Origin of the sequence: Actinomycetospora soli (genome assembly GCF_021026295.1) — a bacterium.
GTDB lineage: Bacteria > Actinomycetota > Actinomycetes > Mycobacteriales > Pseudonocardiaceae > Actinomycetospora > Actinomycetospora soli.
Genome location: NZ_JAJNDA010000003.1, coordinates 320,523 through 342,180, shown reverse-complemented (window position 1 = coordinate 342,180; position 21,658 = coordinate 320,523). Strand labels below are relative to the sequence as shown.

Annotated in this window: 21 protein-coding genes and 1 riboswitch; of the genes, 14 read left to right on the top strand and 7 right to left on the bottom strand. The window is 75.2% G+C overall.

Annotation, left to right across the window (positions count from 1 at the left end):
- Positions 1-2 precede the first annotated feature (2 nt).
- The 3 genes from wsfD to LN037_RS06470 are packed head-to-tail and all read right to left on the bottom strand — an operon-like array spanning position 3 to position 3,822.
- The gene (gene wsfD, locus LN037_RS06480) at positions 3-1,604 is read right to left on the bottom strand and encodes a glycan biosynthesis hexose transferase WsfD (protein ID WP_230750950.1); all 1,602 of its coding nucleotides are present in this window, start codon (positions 1,602-1,604) and stop codon (positions 3-5) included.
- Between the two features lie 38 nt (positions 1,605-1,642).
- Positions 1,643-2,311 (bottom strand): helix-hairpin-helix domain-containing protein, encoded by a 669-nt coding sequence (locus tag LN037_RS33430; protein WP_230750948.1) that lies wholly within the window; start codon positions 2,309-2,311, stop codon positions 1,643-1,645.
- A complete protein-coding gene (locus LN037_RS06470) occupies positions 2,308-3,822 on the bottom strand; it encodes a fatty acyl-CoA synthetase (RefSeq protein WP_230750946.1) in 1,515 nt (504 codons plus the stop codon). The genes LN037_RS33430 and LN037_RS06470 overlap by 4 nt, the downstream gene beginning before the upstream one ends.
- Positions 3,823-4,011: 189 nt before the next feature.
- Here LN037_RS06470 and rpmF point away from each other — a divergent pair, with 189 nt between their 5' ends.
- Positions 4,012-4,182 (top strand): 50S ribosomal protein L32, encoded by a 171-nt coding sequence (gene rpmF, locus LN037_RS06465; RefSeq protein WP_230750944.1) that lies wholly within the window; start codon positions 4,012-4,014, stop codon positions 4,180-4,182.
- Between the two features lie 8 nt (positions 4,183-4,190).
- Here rpmF and LN037_RS06460 read toward each other — a convergent pair whose 3' ends face one another.
- Both LN037_RS06460 and LN037_RS06455 read right to left on the bottom strand, forming a co-directional pair.
- Positions 4,191-4,391: a hypothetical protein gene (locus tag LN037_RS06460; RefSeq protein WP_230750942.1), complete on the bottom strand. Its 201-nt coding sequence runs from the start codon at positions 4,389-4,391 to the stop codon at positions 4,191-4,193.
- Between the two features lie 31 nt (positions 4,392-4,422).
- Positions 4,423-6,555 (bottom strand): RecQ family ATP-dependent DNA helicase, encoded by a 2,133-nt coding sequence (locus tag LN037_RS06455; RefSeq protein ID WP_230750940.1) that lies wholly within the window; start codon positions 6,553-6,555, stop codon positions 4,423-4,425.
- 78 nt (positions 6,556-6,633) lie between these two features.
- On the opposite strand from LN037_RS06455, the gene LN037_RS06450 reads away from it, so the two are divergent.
- The 7 genes from LN037_RS06450 to LN037_RS06420 all read left to right on the top strand — a co-directional run bounded on the left by LN037_RS06450 (position 6,634) and on the right by LN037_RS06420 (position 12,813).
- On the top strand, positions 6,634-7,272 hold the full coding sequence (locus LN037_RS06450; protein ID WP_230750938.1) for a GntR family transcriptional regulator: 639 nt from the start codon (positions 6,634-6,636) through the stop codon (positions 7,270-7,272).
- A gap of 9 nt (positions 7,273-7,281) precedes the next feature.
- Entirely contained in the window at positions 7,282-8,289 is a 1,008-nt protein-coding gene (locus tag LN037_RS06445; protein WP_230750936.1) for a 1-aminocyclopropane-1-carboxylate deaminase, read from the top strand.
- Between the two features lie 28 nt (positions 8,290-8,317).
- Positions 8,318-9,088: a GNAT family N-acetyltransferase gene (locus LN037_RS06440; RefSeq protein ID WP_230750934.1), complete on the top strand. Its 771-nt coding sequence runs from the start codon at positions 8,318-8,320 to the stop codon at positions 9,086-9,088.
- Positions 9,089-9,178: 90 nt separating this feature from the next.
- Positions 9,179-10,060: an AAA family ATPase gene (locus LN037_RS06435; RefSeq protein WP_230750933.1), complete on the top strand. Its 882-nt coding sequence runs from the start codon at positions 9,179-9,181 to the stop codon at positions 10,058-10,060.
- Positions 10,060-11,514 (top strand): VWA domain-containing protein, encoded by a 1,455-nt coding sequence (locus LN037_RS06430; protein WP_230750931.1) that lies wholly within the window; start codon positions 10,060-10,062, stop codon positions 11,512-11,514. The genes LN037_RS06435 and LN037_RS06430 overlap by 1 nt, the downstream gene beginning before the upstream one ends.
- Positions 11,515-11,531: 17 nt before the next feature.
- On the top strand, positions 11,532-12,143 hold the full coding sequence (nadD, locus tag LN037_RS06425; RefSeq protein ID WP_230750929.1) for a nicotinate-nucleotide adenylyltransferase: 612 nt from the start codon (positions 11,532-11,534) through the stop codon (positions 12,141-12,143).
- Positions 12,144-12,219: 76 nt separating this feature from the next.
- Positions 12,220-12,813: a YdeI/OmpD-associated family protein gene (locus LN037_RS06420; RefSeq protein WP_230750927.1), complete on the top strand. Its 594-nt coding sequence runs from the start codon at positions 12,220-12,222 to the stop codon at positions 12,811-12,813.
- Here LN037_RS06420 and LN037_RS06415 read toward each other — a convergent pair.
- Entirely contained in the window at positions 12,810-14,018 is a 1,209-nt protein-coding gene (locus tag LN037_RS06415) for an FIST signal transduction protein (RefSeq protein WP_230750925.1), read from the bottom strand. The two genes, LN037_RS06420 and LN037_RS06415, sit on opposite strands and share 4 nt — an antisense overlap.
- A 59-nt stretch (positions 14,019-14,077) precedes the next feature.
- Between LN037_RS06415 and rsfS the strand changes: the two genes are divergently transcribed.
- Genes rsfS through LN037_RS06390 form a run of 5 tightly spaced genes read left to right on the top strand, consistent with a single transcriptional unit; the run spans position 14,078 to position 19,056 of the window.
- Positions 14,078-14,461 carry a ribosome silencing factor gene (gene rsfS / locus LN037_RS06410; protein ID WP_230750922.1) on the top strand — a complete coding sequence of 128 codons (384 nt, stop codon included), beginning with the start codon at positions 14,078-14,080 and terminating at the stop codon, positions 14,459-14,461.
- 6 nt (positions 14,462-14,467) lie between these two features.
- On the top strand, positions 14,468-15,067 hold the full coding sequence (locus LN037_RS06405; protein ID WP_230750919.1) for a histidine phosphatase family protein: 600 nt from the start codon (positions 14,468-14,470) through the stop codon (positions 15,065-15,067).
- Positions 15,064-15,849 (top strand): diglucosylglycerate octanoyltransferase, encoded by a 786-nt coding sequence (gene octT / locus LN037_RS06400; protein WP_230750917.1) that lies wholly within the window; start codon positions 15,064-15,066, stop codon positions 15,847-15,849. Before LN037_RS06405 ends, octT begins: the two co-directional genes overlap by 4 nt.
- Before the next feature lie 10 nt (positions 15,850-15,859).
- Entirely contained in the window at positions 15,860-16,696 is an 837-nt protein-coding gene (locus LN037_RS06395; protein ID WP_230750916.1) for a ComEA family DNA-binding protein, read from the top strand.
- Positions 16,693-19,056: a ComEC/Rec2 family competence protein gene (locus LN037_RS06390; RefSeq protein ID WP_230750914.1), complete on the top strand. Its 2,364-nt coding sequence runs from the start codon at positions 16,693-16,695 to the stop codon at positions 19,054-19,056. Before LN037_RS06395 ends, LN037_RS06390 begins: the two co-directional genes overlap by 4 nt.
- On the opposite strand, the gene thrC is transcribed toward LN037_RS06390, so the two are convergent.
- A complete protein-coding gene (gene thrC / locus LN037_RS06385) occupies positions 19,053-20,315 on the bottom strand; it encodes a threonine synthase (RefSeq protein WP_230750912.1) in 1,263 nt (420 codons plus the stop codon). The genes LN037_RS06390 and thrC overlap by 4 nt on opposite strands.
- 12 nt (positions 20,316-20,327) lie before the next feature.
- Positions 20,328-20,443: riboswitch (SAM riboswitch) on the bottom strand.
- A gap of 131 nt (positions 20,444-20,574) precedes the next feature.
- Here thrC and holA point away from each other — a divergent pair.
- Entirely contained in the window at positions 20,575-21,576 is a 1,002-nt protein-coding gene (gene holA / locus LN037_RS06380) for a DNA polymerase III subunit delta (protein WP_230750911.1), read from the top strand.
- The last annotated feature ends 82 nt before the right edge of the window (positions 21,577-21,658 follow it).

Genomic DNA, 21,658 nt, shown 5'->3' with positions numbered 1-21,658 from the left:
CGTCAGGCGCGGCGGCGGAACCGGGCCGTCGCCGCGGCGACCACGGCAGCCAGACCGGTGACACCCGCCGTCAGGAACAGGTACGAGCCGAGCCAGACGTGCTTGGAGAGCTCGTAGTAGCCGTCGCCGGCGACCGCGAGGGTGACGATGCCGAGCCCGAGCAGCGCCGCCGCGCCGGCGACGCGGACCAGCCCGACGACCAGCGGGTCGCCCCGCCGCACCCGGGGGAGCACCGTCGCGGCGGCCGCCGCGAGCGCCGTGACGACGAGGGCGAGCGGCAGCCAGCCGAGCGGGATGGCGTCCAGCCACCGGACGAGCAGGCTCGTCTGCGGGCCCGCCTCGGGGTAGACCGTCCGGCCCTCGAAGTGCTCGGGAGCGGTGCCGAAGGGTTCCGACGGCAGGTAGGTCAGCTGGGGCCGCAGGGTGGCGGTGAGGCCGCGCCCGACCATCGTCGCGAACGCCCCGGGGTGCTCGAGCAGCAGCGTGCGGGCGGTGGCGCGGGCCTCGTCGGGCCGGTCGCCGACGGCCGTCGCCCAGCCCGGGATGCCGAGGCCGCCGGCCCAGTAGTAGCCCTCGCCGGAGTGGGCGGCCGCGCCGGGAGGCAGGCCCAGGGCCGGGACGACGACGTCCGGCCCGACCTCGGGCATGACCGCGGTGAAGATCAGGTTGTGGGCGTTGACCGGCGCGTACGTGCGCTCCTGGCCCTCGATCGCGGCGCTCACCGGGTACGCGGATCCGGCCAGCAGCGCCACCGCGACCAGCGGCCCGGCGAGCCGCCACACCTGCCGTCGGGACCGCGACCGGACGACCACCAGCGCGGCGCAGGCCGCGGCGACCAGGCCGATCGGCACGAACCCGGGCTTCGAGGTCGCCCCGAGGAGCCCCCCGAGCCCGAGCAGCGCGAGGGCGACGAGGCGCTGGTTCCGGTGCTCGGGCCGGGTCCCGGCGACGACGAGCAGCCCGACGAGGACCGCGACGGCGGCCACCAGCGCGGTCGGCTCGGCGTAGAGCGAGACCAGGAAGCGCGTCCACCACGAGACGCCGAGCAGCCCGACCAGCGGGACCACCACGAGCACCGCCCGCCACGGGCGCACCGTGGCCAGGGTCGCCGCCCCGATCCCGACGACGCCGGCGGCGAGGCCCGCGAGCAGCCACGCGTAGGCGGTCAGGGACCACGTCGCCGGACCGCCCGGGACCACCAGGCCCAGCAGGAACGCCGACGAGGACGGCGCGGCGGTGCAGGGCTGGGCGCCGGAGGTGAAGGCGGTGACCACCACGCCCCGCCAGAGCGAGACCCGGGACGGGGTGTCCGGGGTGAGGCCCGCGGTGCAGAACAGCCGGAACGCGTCCCCGTTGTCCCCGGCGCCGATCAGCCCGCCGCCGAGCCCCGGCAGCGTGACCAGCCCGATCCGCAGGGCGAGGGCGAGCACGGTCGCGAGCGCCGTCGACAGCCCGACCGCCACCGGGACGGCGACGGTCCGGGGGATCGCGGTGGCGGCGTCGCGCAGGTCGAGGACCGCCGTGCGCAGTCCGGTTCCCCGACGACGGGCGGGGAGGCTCGTGAGGTCGATCCCCCGACCGTACGAAACGCTCTCAGGAGTCACTCATCCGGGTCGCGTGGTCCCGGGTACCGGCGTGTCGCTCAGAGCGTCACGGCGCGATCACGTATGCGGTCCCACGTCTCCACGGGGAGCTCGGTCCAGGAGAAGACGTCCTCGACGGACCCGAACCGCCCCGCGGCCTGGCGGGCCTGCACGATGCGTCCCGCGTGGGTGGGGTCGAGTCCGCAGACGTCGGCGATGGCCGGGGCCGGGGCCGCGTTGAGGTCGACGAGCCCGCCGTCGTCGTACTCGCGCGGCAGGTCCGGGCGGCCGATGCGTAGCTCGCGGGCGAGCAGGGGGTCCTCGGCGACCAGGCGCCGCGCCTCGGTGCGGCGCTGCCGTCCCGCGAGCGCCCGGGCGAGGGCGGGGTCGGTGGCCGGTGCGCCCGCGCCGTAGACCTGCCGTCGGAGCACGATGAGAGCGGCGACCCCGCCGACCAGGAGGAGGAAGAAGACCAGGGCCGCGATCGCGTTGACCGGGCCGTACGCGCGGCCCGTGCTGTCGCGCGGAGCCGAGGCGGCCAGCACGATCCAGAGCACCGTGCCGACGGTGACGGCGGCGGCGAGCGCGGCGTGCGCCCGACGGCGGCTGACCGTGGCGGCGTGGGTGAAGGGCACCGCCGCCAGCACGCCCAGGCTCAGCACGTGGACGAGGAACCACCAGCCACCACGGGTGAACCAGTTCCCGCGGCGGGCCGCGGGCGCCGTCACACCGTGTCCCGCAGGACCCGCTTGAGGAGCTTGCCCGACTGGTTGCGCGGCAGTTCCTCGATCAGGTGCACGGACTTCGGCACCTTGTACTTCGCGAGCCGGCCCCGTGCGTGCTCGACGAGGGCGGCCGGCTCGAACCCGTCGGCGTGCTCGGGGCGCAGCACGACGAACGCCGTGACCGCCTCGATCCACCGGTCGTCGGGCGTCCCGATCACGGCGACCTCGGCGACCGCCTCGTGGGTGTAGAGCGCGTCCTCCACCTCGCGGGACGCGACGAGGATGCCGCCGGTGTTGATGACGTCCTTGATCCGGTCGACGACGGTGATGAAGCCCTGCTCGTCGATGCGGACGAGGTCGCCGGAGTGGAACCAGCCATCCCGGAACGCCTCCGCGGTCTCCTCGGGCTTGTCCCAGTAGCCCTCGCAGAGCTGGGGCGAGCGGTACACGACCTCGCCCGACTCGCCGGGGGCGACGTCGTCGCCGTTCTCGTCGATCACCCGCAGCTCGACGAACAGGACCGGCCGCCCGCAGGACTCCGGGCGCTCGTCGTGCTCCTCGGGCTGCAGGACGGTGGCGAGCGGTCCGATCTCGGACTGGCCGAAGCAGTTGTAGACGCCGAGCTCCGGCAGTCGCTCGCGCAGCCGCGCGAGGATCGGGCCGGGCATGATCGACGCGCCGTAGTGGGCCTTGCGGAGGCTGGAGAGGTCCCGCGTCGCGAAGTCGGCGTGGTTCACGGCCGGCACCCACACCGTGGGGGCGAGGAACAGCGACCCGATGCGCTCGGCCTCCACGCGGCGGAGGATCTCCGGGACGTCCGGGGCCTCCATCATCCGCACCGTCGCGCCGACCGCGAGGTAGGGCAGCGTGAACACGTGCATGCCCGCCGAGTGGTAGATCGGCATGCAGACCAGCGGGTCGTCGCCCTGCTCCAGCGTCAGCGCGTGGATGCAGGAGACGTAGTGGTGGACGAGGCCGCGGTGGGTCATCATCGCGCCCTTGGGCTTCGACGTCGTGCCGCTCGTGTAGAGCAGCTGGACGAGGTCGCCGTCGTCGACGGTGACGTCGAGCTCGGGCACCGCCCCGGTCCGCGCGGCGTCGAGCAGGCTGCCGGGGGCGTCCCGCATCGGGACGACCTGGTCGGGCCGGCGGTCGAGGGCGTCGACGTGGCCGGCGAGCGCGGGGTCGACGATCAGGACCTTCGAGCCGGACTGGTCGACGAGGTACGCGAGCTCCTCGCCGGTGAGCGCGTAGTTGACGGGCACGTGCACCGCGCCGAGGCGGGCGGCACCGAGGAAGCTGAGCACGTAGGCGTCGGAGTTGCGGCCGTAGGTGGCGACGCGGTCGCCCTGGCCCACGCCGAGCCCGCGCAGCCAGGCGGCCGTGCGGGTGGTGGCCTCGTCGAGCTCGCGGTAGGTCCACGTCCGGTCGTCGAAGACCAGCGCCGGACGGTCGGGCGTGCGGCGGGCGCTACGGCGCAGGACGCCGTCCACGGTGTTGGCGCGGGTGTCCACGTCGTCCCTTTCCTCCGGCCGTGCAGGTGCCCGGTCACTCTCACCGAATGATCGAGTGCCGTCCAGTGTCCGGGAGGGGTGTCTGCGTCCGCCGCGAGCGGTGCACCGGGCAGCTTCGCGAGTGGCTCGGCATGCCTCACGTGACACTCGCGCCGACCGGCGTTGTTGGTAACGGTTATCATCTCGTGCATGGCTGTCCCGAAGCGTCGGATGTCCCGCGCCAACACCCACGCCCGCCGCTCGCAGTGGAAGGCCGAGGCCCCGGACCTCGTGCCGATCACGGTCGACGGGCGCGAGATCCGCGTGCCGCGCCGGCTGGTGCGGGCCTACCAGCGCGGCATCCTGCGCCCGGACGACTAGGGGCCGCCTCAGCGGCGCGGGCCGCGGCGGAACAGCCCGCCGGACGCCACGAGGAGCCCGAGGACGACGAGCACGATCCCGATGACCAGCCAGAGCCGCTGCCCGGTCATGAAGCTGCCGCCGACCAGGCCGAGGCCCTGCAGGGCGAACAGCAGGCCGAGCAGGGCGGCGACGACGCCGACGATGCGGAGCGGGGTCCGGGCGCGCATGCGCTGACGATAGAGACCGGGCGCCGGCGCGTCAGTTCGTCGTCGCCAGGGTCAGCGGCAGCACCGCCGGGGCGCCCGCGCGGCGCAGCAGCATCGCCGCGACGGTGAGCGTCCAGCCCGAGTCGGACACGTCGTCGATCAGCAGCACCGGTCCCGCCTGCAGCGCGGCCGGGTCGAGCCCGTCGGGCACGGACAGCCGCCGGTACACCTCGGCGAGGCGCTGGGCGGAGTTCGGCGGCTCCGGCTCACTGTCGTCCTCCGGGTCGGAGTAGACCGGCGGCGCGTCGTCGGCGAGGGCCCCGACCAGCGGCAGGCGGCCGATCGACGCGATGCGCTGCGCGAAGCTCTCCACGAGCGCCGGGCGGCCCCGGCTGGGCAGCCACACGATCCCGCTGGGCCGCTGCGACCAGCCCCACCCCTTGAGGACCTCCACGGCGGCGTCCACCACCGCGTCGGGCACCAGGTCGTCGCCGCGCAGCAGCGGCCGCAGCCGCGGCCCCCACCCGACGTCGGTGAGCCGCCCGATGGCGCGGCCCTCCTCGGCGGCCTCCTCCGGCTTGATCTTCCCCTTGAGCGGGACGTCCAGGGCGTCCATCCCGCTCGGCCACTGCTTGCGGGGCGCGAGCGGCACCCCCGGCCGGTCGAGCACCTCCTGGGCCTGCACCCGGACGTCCTCGCCGACCGACGGGTCGTAGTGCCTCCCGGTGCAGTTGTCGCACCGCCCGCACGGGCGCGCGCCGGGGTCGTCGAGCTGGCGACGCAGGAACTCCATCCGGCAGCCGTCGGTGGTGATGTAGTCGAGCATCGCCTGCTGCTCGGCGCGCCGCGCCTTCGCGAGGCCGAGGTAGCGCTTGCCGTCGTACTCCCAGGGCTGCCCGGTGGCCTCCCAGCCACCCTTCACCCGCTTCACCGCGCCGTCGGTGTCGAGGACCTTCAGCATCATCTCGAGGCGCCCGCGGGACAGCTCGACGCGCGGCTCCAGGGCGGCGGTGGACAGCGGGCGCCCCGCGTCGCCGAGCACCGACAGCGCCACCCGCACCTGCGGCTCCCCGGGGAAGGCCAGCGAGGCGAAGTAGGCCCAGATGTCGCGGTCCTCCGGCCCGGGCAGCAGGAGCACCTCCGCGCGCTCCACGCCACGGCCGGCACGGCCGATCTGCTGGTAGTACGCGACCGGCGACTGCGGTGCCCCGAGGTGGACGACGAAGCCGAGGTCGGGCTTGTCGAAGCCCATCCCGAGCGCCGACGTGGCGACGAGCGCCTTGACCCGGTTCGCCAGCAGGTCGTCCTCCGCGCGCTCGCGGTCGGCCGGGTCGGTCTTCCCGGTGTAGGCGGTGACGGCGTGGCCGCGCTCGCGCAGGAACGCGGCGAGCTCGTCGGCGGCGCTGACCGTGAGCGTGTAGACGATCCCCGAGCCCGGGAGCTCGTCGAGGTGCTGCGCGAGCCACGCGAAGCGGTCGGCGCCCTTCGCCAGCGACAGCACGTTGAGGTGCAGCGACTCGCGGTCCAGCTCGCCGCGCACCACGAGCGCACCGTCGCCCTGGCCGCTGACGCCGAGCTGGTCGGCCACGTCGGTGGTGACCCGGTCGTTCGCCGTCGCCGTGGTGGCGAGGACCGGCACGCCGTCGGGCAGCTCCGAGATCAACGTGCGGAGCCGCCGGTAGTCGGGTCGGAAGTCGTGCCCCCAGTCGGAGATGCAGTGCGCCTCGTCGACCACGAGCAGCCCCGCGGTGCGCGAGAGCTCGGGGAGCACCTGGTCGCGGAACTCCGGGTTGTTCAGCCGTTCCGGGCTGACGAGCAGCACGTCGACCTCGCCGGCGCGGACCTCGCCGTACACGGCCTGCCAGTCGTCGGTGTTCGCCGAGTTGACCGTCACGGCCCGGATCCCCGCGCGCTCGGCCGCCTCGATCTGGTTGCGCATCAGCGCGAGCAGCGGGCTGACGATCACCGTCGGGCCCTTCCCGCGCGCCCGCAGCAGCGCCGTGGCCACGAAGTAGACCGCCGACTTGCCCCACCCGGTGCGCTGCACCACCAGCGCCCGCCGCCCGTGCGCGACGAGCGCCTCGATCGCCCGCCACTGGTCCTCCCGCAGCCGGGCGTCGGGCCCGGCCAGGCGCTGCAGGGTGGCCTCGGCGTCCGCCCGGAGATCGGTGGCTGCGGTGGTCATGGCTCCACGAAAGCACAGGGGTCCGACAGCGTGGGCCGGTCCTTGACATCCCGCCATATCTGGAATGCAATATATCGCATGCCGGTACCCAGCTCCGACGCCGCGACCGCACGCACCACGCTGCGCGACCAGGTGTTCGCCCGGCTGCGGGCCGCGATCGTCGAGGGCACGCTGGAACCGGGGGAGCGCCTGCACGACGCCGAGCTCTGCCGGTGGCTCGGCGTCAGCCGCACCCCCGTCCGCGAGGCGATCGCCCGGCTGGAACTCGCGGGCCTCGTCGTCGTGAAGCCGGGCAGTTCCACCGTCGTCAGCCCGCTCGACCAGCGGGCCGCGCGGGACGCCGCCCAGGTCGCCGCGGCGATGCACGAGCTCGCCACCCGGTCCGCCGCCCCGCACCTCACCGAGGAGCACCTGCGCGCCATGACCGCCGCGAACGAGCGGTTCGAGCGGGCGCTGCACGACGACGACGTCGACGCCGCCGTCGCCGCCGACGACGCCTTCCACGGCGTCCCCGTCGAGGTCGCCGCCAACCGGGCGCTGCACGACACCCTCGACCAGGTCACGCCCCTGCTGCGCCGCATGGAGCGGACGCGGTTCGCGTCCCTGACCGGCCGCGCGTCGGTCGCCCAGCACGCCCGGATCGTCGAGCTCCTGCGGGCCGGCGACGCCGACGAGGCGGGCCGGGAGGCCCGCGCCAACTGGCTCACCCTCACCTAGGAGACCGCCGTGTCCCTCGACGACTTCGACCGCCACCCGCTGCTCTTCGGTCCGAGCCCCGTCCACCGCCTCGACCGGCTCACCGCCCACCTCGGAGGCGCGGACGTCTGGGCCAAGCGCGAGGACGTCAACTCCGGCCTCGCCTACGGCGGGAACAAGACCCGCAAGCTGGAGTACATCGTCCCGGACGTGCTCGCGAGCGGCGCCGACACGCTCGTCTCCATCGGCGGCGTGCAGTCCAACCACACGCGTCAGGTCGCGGCGGTCGCCGCGAAGCTCGGGCTGAAGGCCCGCCTCGTCCAGGAGCGCTGGGTCGACTGGCCGGACAGCGTGAACGACAAGGTCGGGAACATCCTGCTCTCGCGCATCCTCGGCGCGGACGTCCGCCTGGACCCGGCGGGCTTCGACATCGGGCTGCGCGACTCCTACGAGCGTGCGCTCCAGGAGGTCCGCGACGCGGGCGGCGTCCCCTACGGCATCCCCGCCGGGGCCTCGGAGCACCCGCTGGGCGGCCTCGGGTTCGCGCAGTGGGCCCGCGAGGTCGAGGAGCAGGAGGCGGCGCTCGGCGTCTTCTTCGACACGATCGTCGTCTGCACCGTCACCGGCTCGACGCACGCCGGGATGATCGCCGGCTTCGCGGACACCGACCGGCCGCGCCGGGTGATCGGCATCGACGCCTCCGCGACCCTCGCGAAGACCCGCGACCAGGTCGACCGCATCGCCCGCCACACCGCGAAGCTCATCGGCATCGAGCGCGACCTGCGCGAGGACGAGGTCACAGTCCTCGAGGGCTGGGCCGGCGAGCGCTACGGCATCCCGGTCGACTCCACCCGCGCCGCGATCGAGCTCACCGCCCGCCTGGAGGGCGTGATCCTCGATCCGGTCTACGAGGGCAAGTCAATGGCCGGGCTGGTCGACCTGGTCACGAGCGGGGAGATCGACCGTGGCTCGACGGTGCTCTACGCCCACCTCGGCGGGCAGCCGGCGCTCAACGCCTACTCGGGCGCGTTCGCCTGATCGATGTGTCCTGGGCCACACTCGGGCGATGAGCGAGGTCCTGACGACGGGCTGGGAGTCCGGACTGCCGGCGGAGGACAGCCTCACCCGCCGGTTCGTCCTCGCCTACGCCGACCGGATCACGGCCATGGCCGAGCGCACCGGCGGCCGGCAGGCGTGGGCCGCGGGCGCGCGGATGGTCGACCTGCGCTCGCCCTTCGGCTACGACAACGCCGTCGTCGTCACCCGCCCGTTGTTCGGCGACGAGTGGACCGCGGTGCTGGACGCCGCGGGGGCGTTCTACCCGCCGGACCGGTGGTGGGTCCTGCTCTCCGTCTTCCCGACGCCGGGTCTGGCCGGGTTGGTGCCCGTCGGTCACCCGCCGCTCATGCTGCGGGTCCCCGCGCCGTTCCCGCCCGCGCCCTCCGGGCTGGAGATCCGTCCGGTGCGCGACGCGACGACCCTCGCCGACTTCGAGGCGGTCCTCGTCGAGGCGTACGGGTTGGCGGAGGTCGGCGCCCCGGCGATCGCCGACCTCACCCTCGCCGGGTCCCTGCTGCACCTGCGTGTCGGCTACGTCGACGGCCGCCCGGTCGCGACGGCGGGCTCGGCGGTCCACCACGGCGTCGTCGAGGTGGACTGGGTGGCCTCCGTCGTGCGCCGCCGCGGCTACGGCGCGGCCCTGACCGCCGCGGTCGCGGGCGTGGCACCGGAGCTGCCGTCGGTGCTGATCGCCAGCGACGACGGACACGGCGTCTACCGGCGGCTCGGCTACCTCGACCTCTTCCGCACGACGATGTGGGAGCACCCGCCGTCGTGACCCCGGACGGCCCGTCCCCGACGGCGGGTGTGGCCTGCGACCCGTGATCAGCGGGGGACAACTCGTCGATCTCCGGGCAGGATGCGGTCCGTGGGCAGCGACGCGACCGGCCGGACGACTCTCTTCGACTCCGTCGACGACGTCGTCACGCGCCTCGGCGACGTGGGCTACCTCGCCTCGAACGCCGTCGCGACGACCGTCTTCCTCGCCGACCGGCTCGGCAAGCCGTTGCTGGTCGAGGGCCCGGCCGGCGTCGGGAAGACCGAGCTCGCGCGGGCGGTGGCCGAGGCGACCGACGCGGGGCTCGTGCGGCTGCAGTGCTACGAGGGCATCGACGAGGCCCGCGCGCTCTACGAGTGGAACCACGCCAAGCAGCTGCTGCGCATCCAGGCCAGCCAGGGGCAGGACTGGGACGCCACCCGCGACGACGTGTTCTCCGAGGAGTTCCTCCTCACCCGCCCGCTGCTCACCGCCATCCGCCGCGACGAGCCGACGGTGCTCCTCGTCGACGAGACCGACAAGGCCGACGTCGAGGTCGAGGGCCTGCTGCTCGAGGTGCTGGGCGACTTCCAGGTGACCGTCCCCGAGCTCGGCACCATCACCGCGACGCAGAAGCCGTTCACGCTGCTCACCTCGAACGCCACCCGCGAGCTGTCCGAGGCCCTCAAGCGGCGCTGCCTGTTCCTGCACCTCGACTTCCCGGACGCCGAGCTCGAGCGCCGGATCGTCGCCTCCCGCGTCCCGCAGCTCGGGGAGGCGCTCGCCGAGGAGCTGGTCCGCATCATCGGGGTGCTGCGCGGGCTGGAGCTGCGCAAGGCGCCGTCGGTGTCGGAGACGATCGACTGGGCGCGCACGCTCGTGGCGCTGGGCCTCGACACCCTCGACGACGAGGCGGTCCGCCAGAGCCTCGGCGTCGTCCTCAAGCACCGCGCGGACCTGGTCAAGGCCTCCTCGGAACTGCGGCTGAACTGATGACCGCGACGACCCCGGACCGCGGGCTCCCGGCCCACCTCGTCGACTTCGTGCAGGCCCTGCGCCGCCACCAGGTCGACGTCGGCCCCGGGGAGACCGTCGACGCCGCCGCGGTGATGGCGGAGATCGACCTGCTGCGCCGCGAGCAGCTCCGGGAGGGGCTCGCCGCGGCCCTGCTGCGCCGCAGCGGTCAGCGGCAGACCTTCGACGCGCTGTTCGAGCTGTGGTGGCCGCTGGGGCAGGGCGCGGCGCTCGGCGAGGTCGCGCTGCCCTACAGCGAGGACGGCTCGGTCGACATCGACGCGCTGCGCGACCTGCTCGCCGAGCTGCTCGTCGACGGCGACACGGCCGCCCTCTCCGAACTCGCCCGCGCGGTGGTCGACGGGCTGGGGACCCTCGGCGCCGGTCGCGGTCCGGGCTCGGGCGGCAGCGGGGGACAGGGGCGCGACGGCGCCCAGGGCCCGCCGTCGGGCTTCTCGTCCTACCAGGCGCTGAACAGCGTCAAGCCCGAGACGCTGCTGGCGCGCGTCCTCGCCGAGCTGCGCGGCCGCCGTCAGGCCGACGCCGCCGACAGCCCGTTCGCCGAGGAGGTCGCACGGCGCGAGACCCGCGCGCGGATCGCCGAGTTCCGCCGGATGGTGCAGGGCGAGACGACCCGGCGCGGCAGCGAGATCCGCGGCCGGGAGGCGGCGGCCCGGACCGGGGTGCGGCGCCAGGCCGAGCAGACCGACTTCCTCTCCGCCGGCGCCGACACCCTTGCCGACCTGCGACGACGGGTCGCCCCGCTCGGTCGCCACCTCGCCACGCGACTCGCGGCCCGCCGGCGTCGGGCGCACCGCGGCCCGATCGACATGCGCCGCACCCTGCGCCGCTCGATGTCGACCGGCGGCGTGCCGGTGAACCTGGTGCACCGCCGGCCGCGGCCGGGCCGCCCCGAGCTGGTGCTGCTCTGCGACGTCTCCGGTTCCGTGGCCGGCTTCAGCCACTTCACGATGATGCTGGTCCAGGCCCTGCGCGAGCAGTTCTCCCGCATCCGGATCTTCTGCTTCGTGGACGGGTGCGTCGAGGTGACCGACCTGTTCACCCCGGGGGCCGACCTCGCGAACATCCTCACCGAGGTCCACTCCCGCCGCGGACTCGTCGCGTGGAGCGGCCACTCCGACTACGGCCGCGCGTTCGAGCGCTTCGCCGACCGCTGGCCCGACGCCGTGACCGACCGCAGTGCGCTGCTCGTCCTCGGCGACGCCCGCACCAACCACCAGGACCCGGCGCTCGGGGTCCTGCGCGCCGTCGTCGCGAGGGCCCGGCACGCGCACTGGTTGAATCCCGAGCCGCAGCGGCAGTGGGGGACCGGTGACTCGGCGGCGATCGAGTACGGCCGGGTCATGCCGATGCACGAGTGCCGCACGGCGGCCCAGCTCGCCGGCGTCGTCGGCGGGCTGCTCCCGGTCTGAGCTCCACGGAGGCGTTGATGCGTGTCGGGGTGATGGGCGGGACGTTCGACCCGATCCACCACGGTCACCTGGTGGCCGCGAGCGAGGCGGCGCTGCGCTTCGACCTCGACGAGGTGGTCTTCGTCCCCACCGGGCAGCCGTGGCAGAAGTCGAAGGGGCAGGTCACGGCGGCCGAGGACCGCTACCTGATGACGGTCGTGGCCACCGCGTCGAACCCGCGCTTCACGGTCAGCCGCGTGGACGTCGACCGGGACGGGCCCACCTACACCGTCGACACCCTGCGCGACCTCGCCGAGGTCTTCCCCGACGACGAGCTCTACTTCATCACCGGTGCCGACGCCCTCGAGCAGATCCTGTCCTGGCACCGCGCGGACGAGATGTTCGAGATCGCGCACTTCGTCGGCGTCACGCGTCCCGGGTTCGAGCTGGTGTCCGACCACCTGCCGAAGGGTGCGGTGTCGTTGATCGAGGTGCCCGCGATGGCGATCTCGTCGACCGACTGCCGCGTGCGGGTCGGCAAGGGCGAACCGGTCTGGTACCTGGTGCCCGACGGGGTGGTGCAGTACATCGCCAAGCGTGGCCTCTACCGCAACGGCGGCTCGCCGTCGCGGCTGGAGCACCTGGGGTAGCCCCCCGCCTTCGTGGCAGGAAAGCGTCGTTGCTGTCATCCAGTGGCAGGGACGCCGCATCGTCAGAATGTCACCCGTGGAACAGCCGGAACTCCTCCTCCCCGATGCCGACGCCTGGCGCGCCTGGCTGGGGGTGAAGTACACCGATCCGAGCGGGGTGTGGCTCGTCCTGGCGAAGAAGGTGGCGCTGGCGTTGCCGGAGCCCCCGACGCGGCTGACCCACGCGACGGCGCTCGACGAGGCGCTGTGCTTCGGCTGGATCGACGGGCAGGCCCGCCGTCGGGACGAGTGGACGACGTTCCAGCGGTTCACCCCGCGTCGGGCGCGCTCGTCGTGGTCGGCCCGCAACGTGGGGCACGTCCTGCGCCTGACCGACGAGGGCCGGATGCACGCGGCGGGCCTGGCCGAGGTCGAGCGCGCGAAGTCCGACGGTCGTTGGGACGCCGCCTACGCGGGGCCGGCGACCGCGACCGTGCCGGACGACCTGGCCGCCGCGATCGCGGCCTCGCCGGCGGCCTCGGCGATGTTCGCGACGTTGACCAGCCAGAACCGGTACGCGCTCACCCACCGGCTCGGGCAGCTGAAGACCACCCGCACCCGCGACCGGCGCATCGCCGAGTACGTGGCGATGCTCGAGCGCGGCGAGACCATCTACCCGCAGAAGCGCTAACCGAAGGCGAGCACCGACGCGGTGAAGCCGTGGAGGTGGTTCTTCGCGGCGACGGGCCCGATCTCGCCGTCGGCGAAGAACCCGGCCACGCGGGGCGCGAGGCCGCGCCGGATCGCCCGGACGTCGTGCGAGGTGTCCTCCCCGAACATCACCCGTCCCCGACCGGTGCAGGAGAACAGCAGGGCGCCTCCGGCGGGCGCGTCGTCGGCGGTCAGGGCCATGAGGGCGTCGAGGTCCTCCCCGGCGGTCGACGCGTCGCGGACGTGGAAGCGCACGGTGCGCCCGACCTCCACGACGTCCCCGACGGCGACCGTCCCCGCCTCCTCGTCGGCGCCGACGACGCCGCGGACCAGGAAGTCGCCGCGGCCGTGCTCGTCGGCGTACTCGTCCATCGCGATGCCGAGGTGCAGCCCGCGCATGGCCAGCGCCGAGTCCTCCTCGCCGAGCTCGCGCAGGATCTCCTCGAGCTTGCGGTAGGCCGGCTGCCCGGCGAGGGAGGTGAGCTGCGAGCCCTGCGCGCCCGTGACGGTCATCGTCGGGCCGATCGGGCGGCAGCCCTGGCTGACCAGCGTGCGCACCGCGACGTCGCCGCCGAGCAGCACTCCGACCGCGCCGCGCTCGTGGACCTCGCCGTCGAGGAAGAGGCGCGCGCCGCCCGGTCCGGGCCGCGCGGGGCCGAGCGCCGAGCTGCCGACGGGTGCGGTGGCGAGGCCGCCGACCAGGGGCAGCCCGGGCAGCGCCTGGCCCGACTGCTCGACGAAGCCCTGGGCGGGGAACGTGAAGGGGTCGGCGAGCAGCACGGCCACCGCGTCGTCCTCCGCGGGGACCGGCATGCCCCCGACCGAGATGCCGCTCTCGTGCCGGGCCGCCTGCAGGTGGAACGGCGTGACCCGCACCCCGGGCAGCGCGGCCGCCCACACGGCGACCGCGGGCGCGTCCTCGACGCCGCGACCGTCGCCGATCACTCCGGAGGCGCGGCAGCCCAGCGTGGTGGTGGCCCCGGCGATCTGCATGGCCTGGCGTGCCACCGCCGCCGCGACGTCGGGGTCGGGGTGCGAGACGAACACCGACATGAGGTCGGGCCGCCGGCCCTGCAGCGGCGCGGTGGCCGCGGCGACGGCGGTCTCGGCGGCGGCCTCGAGGTCCGGGCCCTGGGCGAGCCCGTCCCCGAACGCCGAGGTCTGCGTGCTCGCGACGTCCTGCATGACGGGAGTATGAACGCCACCACCGACGGTCAAACCGCAGCGGCGGTAAGCTCACCGCGATGGCCGCCACCGATCACGCGCGCCGCCTGGCCGAGGTCGCGGCCCTGGCCGCCGCCGACAAGCTCGCCCAGGACGTCGTCGCCATCGACGTCTCCGAACGGCTCCCGCTCACCGACTGCTTCGTCATCGCCTCCGCGCCCAACGAGCGCCAGGTGCAGGCGGTCGTCGACAACGTCGAGGAGAAGCTGCGCGGCGAGGACGTCAAGCCCGTGCGCCGCGAGGGCACGCAGGAGGCGCGTTGGGTGCTCCTGGACTTCGGCGACGTCGTGGTGCACGTGCTGCACTCCGACGAGCGCGACTTCTACGGCCTCGAGCGGCTCTGGAAGGACTGCCCGCACATCGACCTGCCGGCCGAGGTCTCGCTGCCGCGCAGCGCCGAGTGAGCTGAGGTGCTGAACCGCATCGTCCTGCTCCGGCACGGGCGCACCGCGTGGAACGCCGAGCGCCGCATGCAGGGGCGGCTCGACCCGCCGCTCGACGAGACCGGGCAGGCGCAGGCCGACGCGACCGCACCCGGCGTCCGGGAGCTCGGACCCGTCGTCGTGGTCGCCTCCGACCAGACCCGGGCCTGGCAGACGGCGGCGGCCGCGACCGAGGGGCTCGACGTCGAGCCCCGCAAGGAGCCGCGGCTGCGCGAGACCGACGTCGGGCGCTGGCAGGGCCTCGTCGACGACGAGGTGGACGCGGGCTGGCCCGGCGGGCTGGACGCCTGGCGCCTCGACCCGCACTACCGCCCGCCGGAGGGCGAGTCCCGGCACGACGCGTACGAGCGGGCGCTCCCGGTGGTGCAGGAACTGCTCGACGCCGACCTCGACGGGACCGCGCTGCTCGTGGCCCACGGCGGCGTCATCCTCGCGCTGACCTGTGGCTTCCTCGGCCTGCCGACCGACCACTGGGGCGCGCTCGCCCCGCTCGGCAACTGCCGGACCGCGGTCCTGGAGCACCGGGTCGACCGCTGGCGCCTCGTCCGGTGGGGCGCCGAGGCGTGAGCCTGCTGGTGCTCGGGGACTCGTTGAGCTTCCACGGGCCCCGCACCGCCCACCCGGTCGACGAGCCACGGCTGTGGCCGCAGGTCGCCGGGTCGTGTCTCGGGACGCGGGCCGACCTGCACGCCGGGCTCGGGTGGACGGCGCGGCACGCCTGGACCGCCACACGGACCGATCCGCGGGTGTGGGCGTCCGTGCGCACGGCCGACGCCGTGGTGCTCGGGGTCGGTGGGATGGACTCCCTGCCCTCGCCGCTCCCGACGGCCGTGCGGGAGCTCATGCCGGTCCTGCGGCCGCCGTGGCTGTCCTCGCGGGCGCGACGGGCGTACCGGCACGGACACGCGCGGCTCGTCCGGCTGACCGGAGGGCGACCCACCGCGCTGCCGCCCGCGGAGACGGTGCGGTGTCTGGAGCGGATCCGGGTCGCCGTGACCACCCTGCGCCCGCACGCCCCGGTCGTGCTGCTGCTGCCGTCGGTCCACCGGTCCCCGCTCTACGGCGGGGTGCACACGGGTCGGACCGCGCACGTCGCCGCGATGCGGGCGTGGGCGGCGGACGCGGAGGTGCGGGTGCTGGAGGTGGCGCCGCTGGTCGTCGAGCACGTGCTCGGCGGGCACGGCAACCCCGACGGCATCCACTGGGGCTGGCCGGCGCACCGGATCGTCGGGGAGGCGGTGGCCGAGCTGCTCCGGACGGACCACCGGGTTGTCCACAGCGGCACCGTGGACCCCGGTGATCCCCAGGCCGAGGCGCTGACCTGGGAGGACGCGGCCGACCGGTCCTAGCGTCGGGCGGGTGACCCAGGACCCCCGGCTCCGGCTGCAGGCCGCCCTTCCCGACGACGGGTCGGTGCGGCGGGGCTGGCCGACGGCGCCCCCGGGGACGCCCGGGGCGTCGCTCGTCTACGACGAGGCGCTCCCCGACCCCGTGCCGCCGAGTGCGTGGGATCCGCCGGCGCGTGGGCCGGCCCGCTGGTTGCCCGCGTCGTGGACCGCGGCGCGGTGGGACCCGGGTCGCTGGGGCGCGCTCGCGTTGGCGGCGGTGGTCGTGGTCGCCGCGGTCGTCACGGGGCTCGGGGTGTGGGGTGGTCGGCCGGTGGCCGAACCCGTGCCGGGCCTGCCGGTGGTGGCGGCGTCGCCCTCGGCCTCCGCCTCCGCCTCCGTTCCCGCGTCGCAGCCGGGTGCGCCGGTCGTGGTGCACGTGGCGGGGAAGGTGCGGCGGCCGGGACTGGTGACGCTGCGGGACGGCGCCCGGGTCGGGGAGGCGGTCGACGCAGCGGGCGGAGCGCTGCCGAAGGTCGACCTCACGCCGCTGAACCTCGCGGCCCGGGTGGTGGACGGGCAGCAGATCGTCGTGGGCGCTGCTGCCGCGCCCACGGCCCCGGCGGGCGCTCCGGCACCGGGGCAAGCTCCGGCGGGTGGTCCGGCCTCGCCCGCCGACGGGAAGGTGGACCTGAACGCGGCGACGCTCGAGCAGCTCGACGGACTGCCGGGGGTCGGCCCGGTGACGGCGAAGAAGATCCTCGACTGGCGGACGCAGAACGGCCGGTTCTCCGCGGTCGAGCAGCTCCGCGAGATCCCGGGCATCGGCGAGGCCCGGTTCGGCACGCTGCGCGAACTGGTGCGGGTGTGAGCGCGCCGGACGGGGAGCGGCCCCGTCTCGACGCGCGGCTCGTCCCCGCGGCACTCGCGGCCTGGGGCGCGGCGCTGGTGGCGCTCGGTGTCGGGTGGGGGCCGGGCGCCGTCGTGACGGTCGCGGCGCTCGCCGCGGCCGTCGTCGGGGTCGTGCGGCGGGATCGGCGGTGGGCGGCGGGTCTGGTCGCCGCGGGGGCGTGTGCGGCGGCGGTCGGCGGGGTGGCGTCGTCGGCGGCCTGGCAGGTCGCGGACCACCCGGTGCGGGCGGCGGCCGCCGCAGGCTCGGCGGCGACGCTGGAGATGGTCCTCACCGACGACCCGGCGCCCCTGCGCTCGTCCGGCCTCGGGGGTCCCCGGGTCGTGGCCCGGGCCGACCTCGTCGCCGCGCAGACCGGGGGCGGGCGGTGGGCGGGGGAGGGGCAGGTGGTCGTGCTCGCCCCCGCCGAGGGCTGGGCCGGGCTCCTCCCGGGGCAGCGGCTGACCGCGAGCGGGTCGCTCGGGGCGTCGTCGCGGGGCGACCTCACGGTGGCGGTGCTGCGCACCCGCGGCCCGCCCCGGGACGTCGCGCCGCCGCCGGCGGTGCAGGTGGCGGCCGGCGACCTGCGCGCCGGGCTGCGCGACGCCGCCCGCGCGGTCCTCGCCGAGGACCCGGCGGGCCTGCTGCCCGGACTGGTCGTGGGCGACACCTCGGGCGTCGCGCCGGACCTCGTCGACGACTTCCGGACGGCGGGTCTGACGCACCTCACCGCCGTCAGCGGTTCCAACGTGGCGTTCGTGCTCGGGGCGGTGCTGCTGCTGGTGCGTCTGGCGCGGGTCGGCCCCCGGGCGGCGGCCGTGCTCGCAGTGGTGGCGCTGGTCGGGTTCGTGGTGCTCGCACGGCCGTCGCCGAGCGTGCTGCGGGCCGCGGCCATGGGCGCGGTGGTGCTGCTCGCCCTGGCGCTGGGACGTCGGCGGTCGGTGCTGCCGGCCCTGGCGGCGACCGTGGTCGGCCTGCTCCTCGTCGACCCCGGACTGGCGACCGACGCGGGGTTCGCCCTCTCGGTCCTGGCCACGGGCGCGTTGGTGCTGCTCGCGCCGCCGCTGGTCACCGGGCTGCGGGCCCGACGGATCCCGCCGGGCGTCGCGGAGGCGCTGGCGGTTCCGGTGGCGGCCCACGTGGTCACCGCGCCGGTGGTGGCCGGGCTCTCGGGCGAGGTCAGTCTCGTGGCCGTCCTGGCCAACCTGCTGGCCGCGCCCGTGGTCGCCCCCGCGACCGTGCTCGGCGTCACCGCGGCCGTCGTCGCGCCGTGGTGGACGTGGGGTGCCCACGCCGCGGTGTGGCTGGCGGGCCCGGAGGTGTCGTGGCTGGTGTGGGTGGCGCGCCGGTGCGCGGGTGTGGACGGCGCGACGGTGAGCTGGCCGGGCGGCGTCGTCGGCGGCCTGGTGCTCGCGGGTCTGGTGGTGCTCACCGCCGTCGCGCTGCGGTGGCAACGGGTCCGGCTGGTCGCGCTGGCCGCGGCTATCGGGCTGCTGCTGGTCCTCGTGCCGACCCGGGTCGTCCCCGTCGGGTGGCCGCCGCCGGGATGGGCGGTGGTGGCGTGCGACGTCGGCCAGGGGGACGCGCTCGTCCTCGCGACGGGGGAGCCGGGGCGGGCGGTGCTGGTCGACGCCGGGCCCGACGCGGGACCGGTCGACCGCTGCCTCGCGCGGCTCGGGGTGCACTCGCTCGCGCTGGTCGTGCTCTCGCACCTGCACGTCGACCACGTCGGCGGGCTGGCGGGGGCGCTGCGGGGCCGGTCGACGGGGGCGGTCGCCGTCGGTCCGGTGCGGGAACCGGCGGGGACGCTCGCGCAGGTGACGGGGCGGGCGCGGGCGGCGGGAGCACCCGTCGTCGGGATGGAGAGGGGCGTGGTGCTGCGGTGGCCGGGGCTGGTGCTGGAGGTGCTCGGGCCGGTGCACCCGGGCGTGCACGTCGACGGCGAGGACGGGTCGCAGGTGAACGACACGTCGCTGGTGCTGCGCGCGAGCACGCCGCTGGGGCGGGTGCTGCTGCCGGGCGACGCGGAACGGGCGTCGCAGGACGCGCTGCTCGCCGCGGGGGCGGACCTGCACGCCGAGGTGCTGAAGGTGCCGCACCACGGGTCGCGGTCGTCGCTGCCCGCGTTCCTCGTGGCGCCCGGCTCGCGGCTGGCGCTGGTGAGCGTGGGGCGCGGGAACTCCTACGGGCACCCGAACCCGTCGATCGTGGGCCTGCTCGCCGGGACGGGCGCGCTCGTGCGCCGGACCGACGAGAGCGGGGACCTCGCGCTCGTGCCCGGTGCGCGGGGTCCGGCGGTGGTCGCCCGCGGCGACCCCCTGCCGGACCCGCGGCGGCGCTAGATGCCGAGGGCCTCGCGCACGGCCTTCGACGTGGCCGGGACGGTGGCCTTCGGACCGACCTGGTGCTCGATGGCGTCGAGGGTCTTGAGGCCGTCGCCGGTGATGAGCAGGACGGTGTCGGCGTCGGGGTCGAGCTGTCCCGACTCGACGAGCTTCTTCGCGTTCGCCACGGTCACCCCGCCGGCGGTCTCCGCGAAGATGCCCTCGGTGCGGGCGAGCAGCCGGATCCCGTCGCGGACCTCGTCGTCGGTCACGTCGGTGACTGCGCCGCCGGTGCGGCGGACGGTGTCGAGGACGTAGGGCCCGTCGGCCGGGTTCCCGATCGCGAGCGAGCGGGCGATCGTGTCGGGGCGCTGCGGCTTCACGACGTCGGTGCCCTCGCGGAACGCGGTCGACACCGGCGAGCAGCCGGCGGCCTGCGCCCCGAAGATCCGCCAGTCCGCCTCGTCGACGAGCCCGAGGGAGACCAGCTCGCCGTACGCCTTGTCGATCTTCGTGAGCTGCGAGCCGGACGCCACCGGGATCACGGTCTGCGCGGGGATGCGCCACCCGAGCTGCTCGGAGATCTCGTAGCCCAGGCTCTTGGAGCCCTCGGCGTAGTAGGGGCGGACGTTGACGTTGACGAACGCCCAGTCCTCCTGCTCGAACGCGAGCTCGGTGGCGAGCCGGTTGACGTCGTCGTAGTTGCCCTCGACGGCGAGCAGGTTGGTGTCGTACACCGCGGTCATGAGGACCTTGGCCCGCTCCAGCGAGGAGGGGATCAGCACGACGGAGTCCCACCCGGCGCGGGCGGCCGCGGCGGCGGTGGCGTTGGCGAGGTTCCCGGTCGACGGGCAGGCCAGCACGGTGAAGCCGAGCTCACGGGCGGCGGCGAGCGCCACGGCCACGACACGGTCCTTGAAGGAGTGCGTCGGGTTGCCGGTGTCGTCCTTGACCCACAGGTTCCGGATGCCGAGCTCGGCGCCCAGCCGGTCGGCGCGGATGAGCCGCGTGAACCCGGGGTCCATGTTCGGGTGCGCCTCGACCGTGCTCGGCACGGGGAGCAGCTTCTTGTACCGCCAGATCGACTTCGGGCCCCGCTCGATCTCCTCCCGGGTGATCGACGGGAAGTCGTACGCGATCTCGAGGGGCCCGAAACACTGCGGACAGGCGAACTCCGGGGCGAGCGGGGTGCGGTGGCCGCAGGCGCGACACGAGAGGGCGGCGGCCGGGCCGAGGTCGTAGCCGGTCGCCGTCTGGTCGGGCGCAGTCAGGGTCATGGAAGAGTGATCTCCTCATCTTCCCCGCGGGTCCGCGGGTCGGAATTGGCACCGGTCTTGCGCACGTGGAGGCGCCGCCGGTTGCCGGGGTGTCGTCGGGCCGTTCCCTCTACCCCTCTGGATGAGCCGTATTCGATTGTCCGCCGGGCTCCGCCCCGCGGTCGCGCTACGGGCACGTTACGGCACCCGGAGCACGGACGGCCACTGCTCCACGCGTTGCCCACACCACGCTGTCGGGGGTCGGTGCGAGGATGAGGGCGTGCCACCCCGCGCCCGGAGCAAGCCCGCCGACGAGCTCGTGCCGGTGCGTCTCGTCGTCGGCGACGAGGGCCTGCTGGTCGAACGCGCCGTGGCCGCCGCCACCGCCGCGGCCCGCCGTCAGGACCCGGACGTCGAGGTCCGCACGCTGAGGGCCAACGAGATCACCGCGGGCGTGCTGGCGGAGCTGGTCAGCCCGTCGCTGTTCGCCGAGTCGCGGGTGGTCGTGCTCGAGGCGGCGCAGGACGCGAACGCCGAGGTGACCACCGTGCTGGTCGGGTACGCGAAGGCGCCGACGGACGGGGTCGCCCTCGTCGTCGTGCACCCCGGCGGCGCGAAGGGCAAGGCCCTCGTCGACGGGTTGAAGAAGGCGGGCGCGGCCGTCAGCGAGGCCGCGAAGTTCAAGCCGTGGGAGAACGACCGGCGGGCCGACTTCGTGCGCAACGAGATCCGGCAGGCGGGTGGCGGCATCACGGGGGAGGCGCTGAGCCTGCTGCTGGAGGCGGTCGGGGCCGACCTGCGCGAGCTCGCCGCGGCCGCGTCGCAGCTGGTCAGCGACTCGGGCGGGCAGGTCGACGCCGACTCCGTGCGGCGCTTCCACCGTGGGCGCGCCGACGTCACGGGGTTCGCGGTGGCCGAGAAGGCGGTGTCGGGCGACCGCGCGGGCGCGCTGGAGGCGTTGCGGTACGCCCTGGACACGGGCGTGCCCCACGTCCTCGTCGCCGACGCCCTCGCCGACGCGGTGCGCACCATCGCCCGGGTGTCGGCCGCCGGTCGGGGAGACCCGGGCGCGCTGGCGAGCCGGCTGAAGATGCCGCCGTTCAAGGTGAAGAAGGCGATGGGGCAGGCGCGCGGCTGGGACGCCCCCGGGCTGACGCGCGCGATGGCGCTGGTCGCGGACGTGAACGCGGACGTCAAGGGGGTCGCCGCCGACGCGTCGTACGCCCTCGAACGCGCCACGTCCGAACTCGCGGGACTCGCCGGGCAGGCGCGCCGGCGCTGACCCCGCCGCGAGTGGTCAGCCAGGCAGGTCGGGAGACTCGCTGACCTGCGTCACGTGCCACTCACGACGAAGTCGCCCCGGA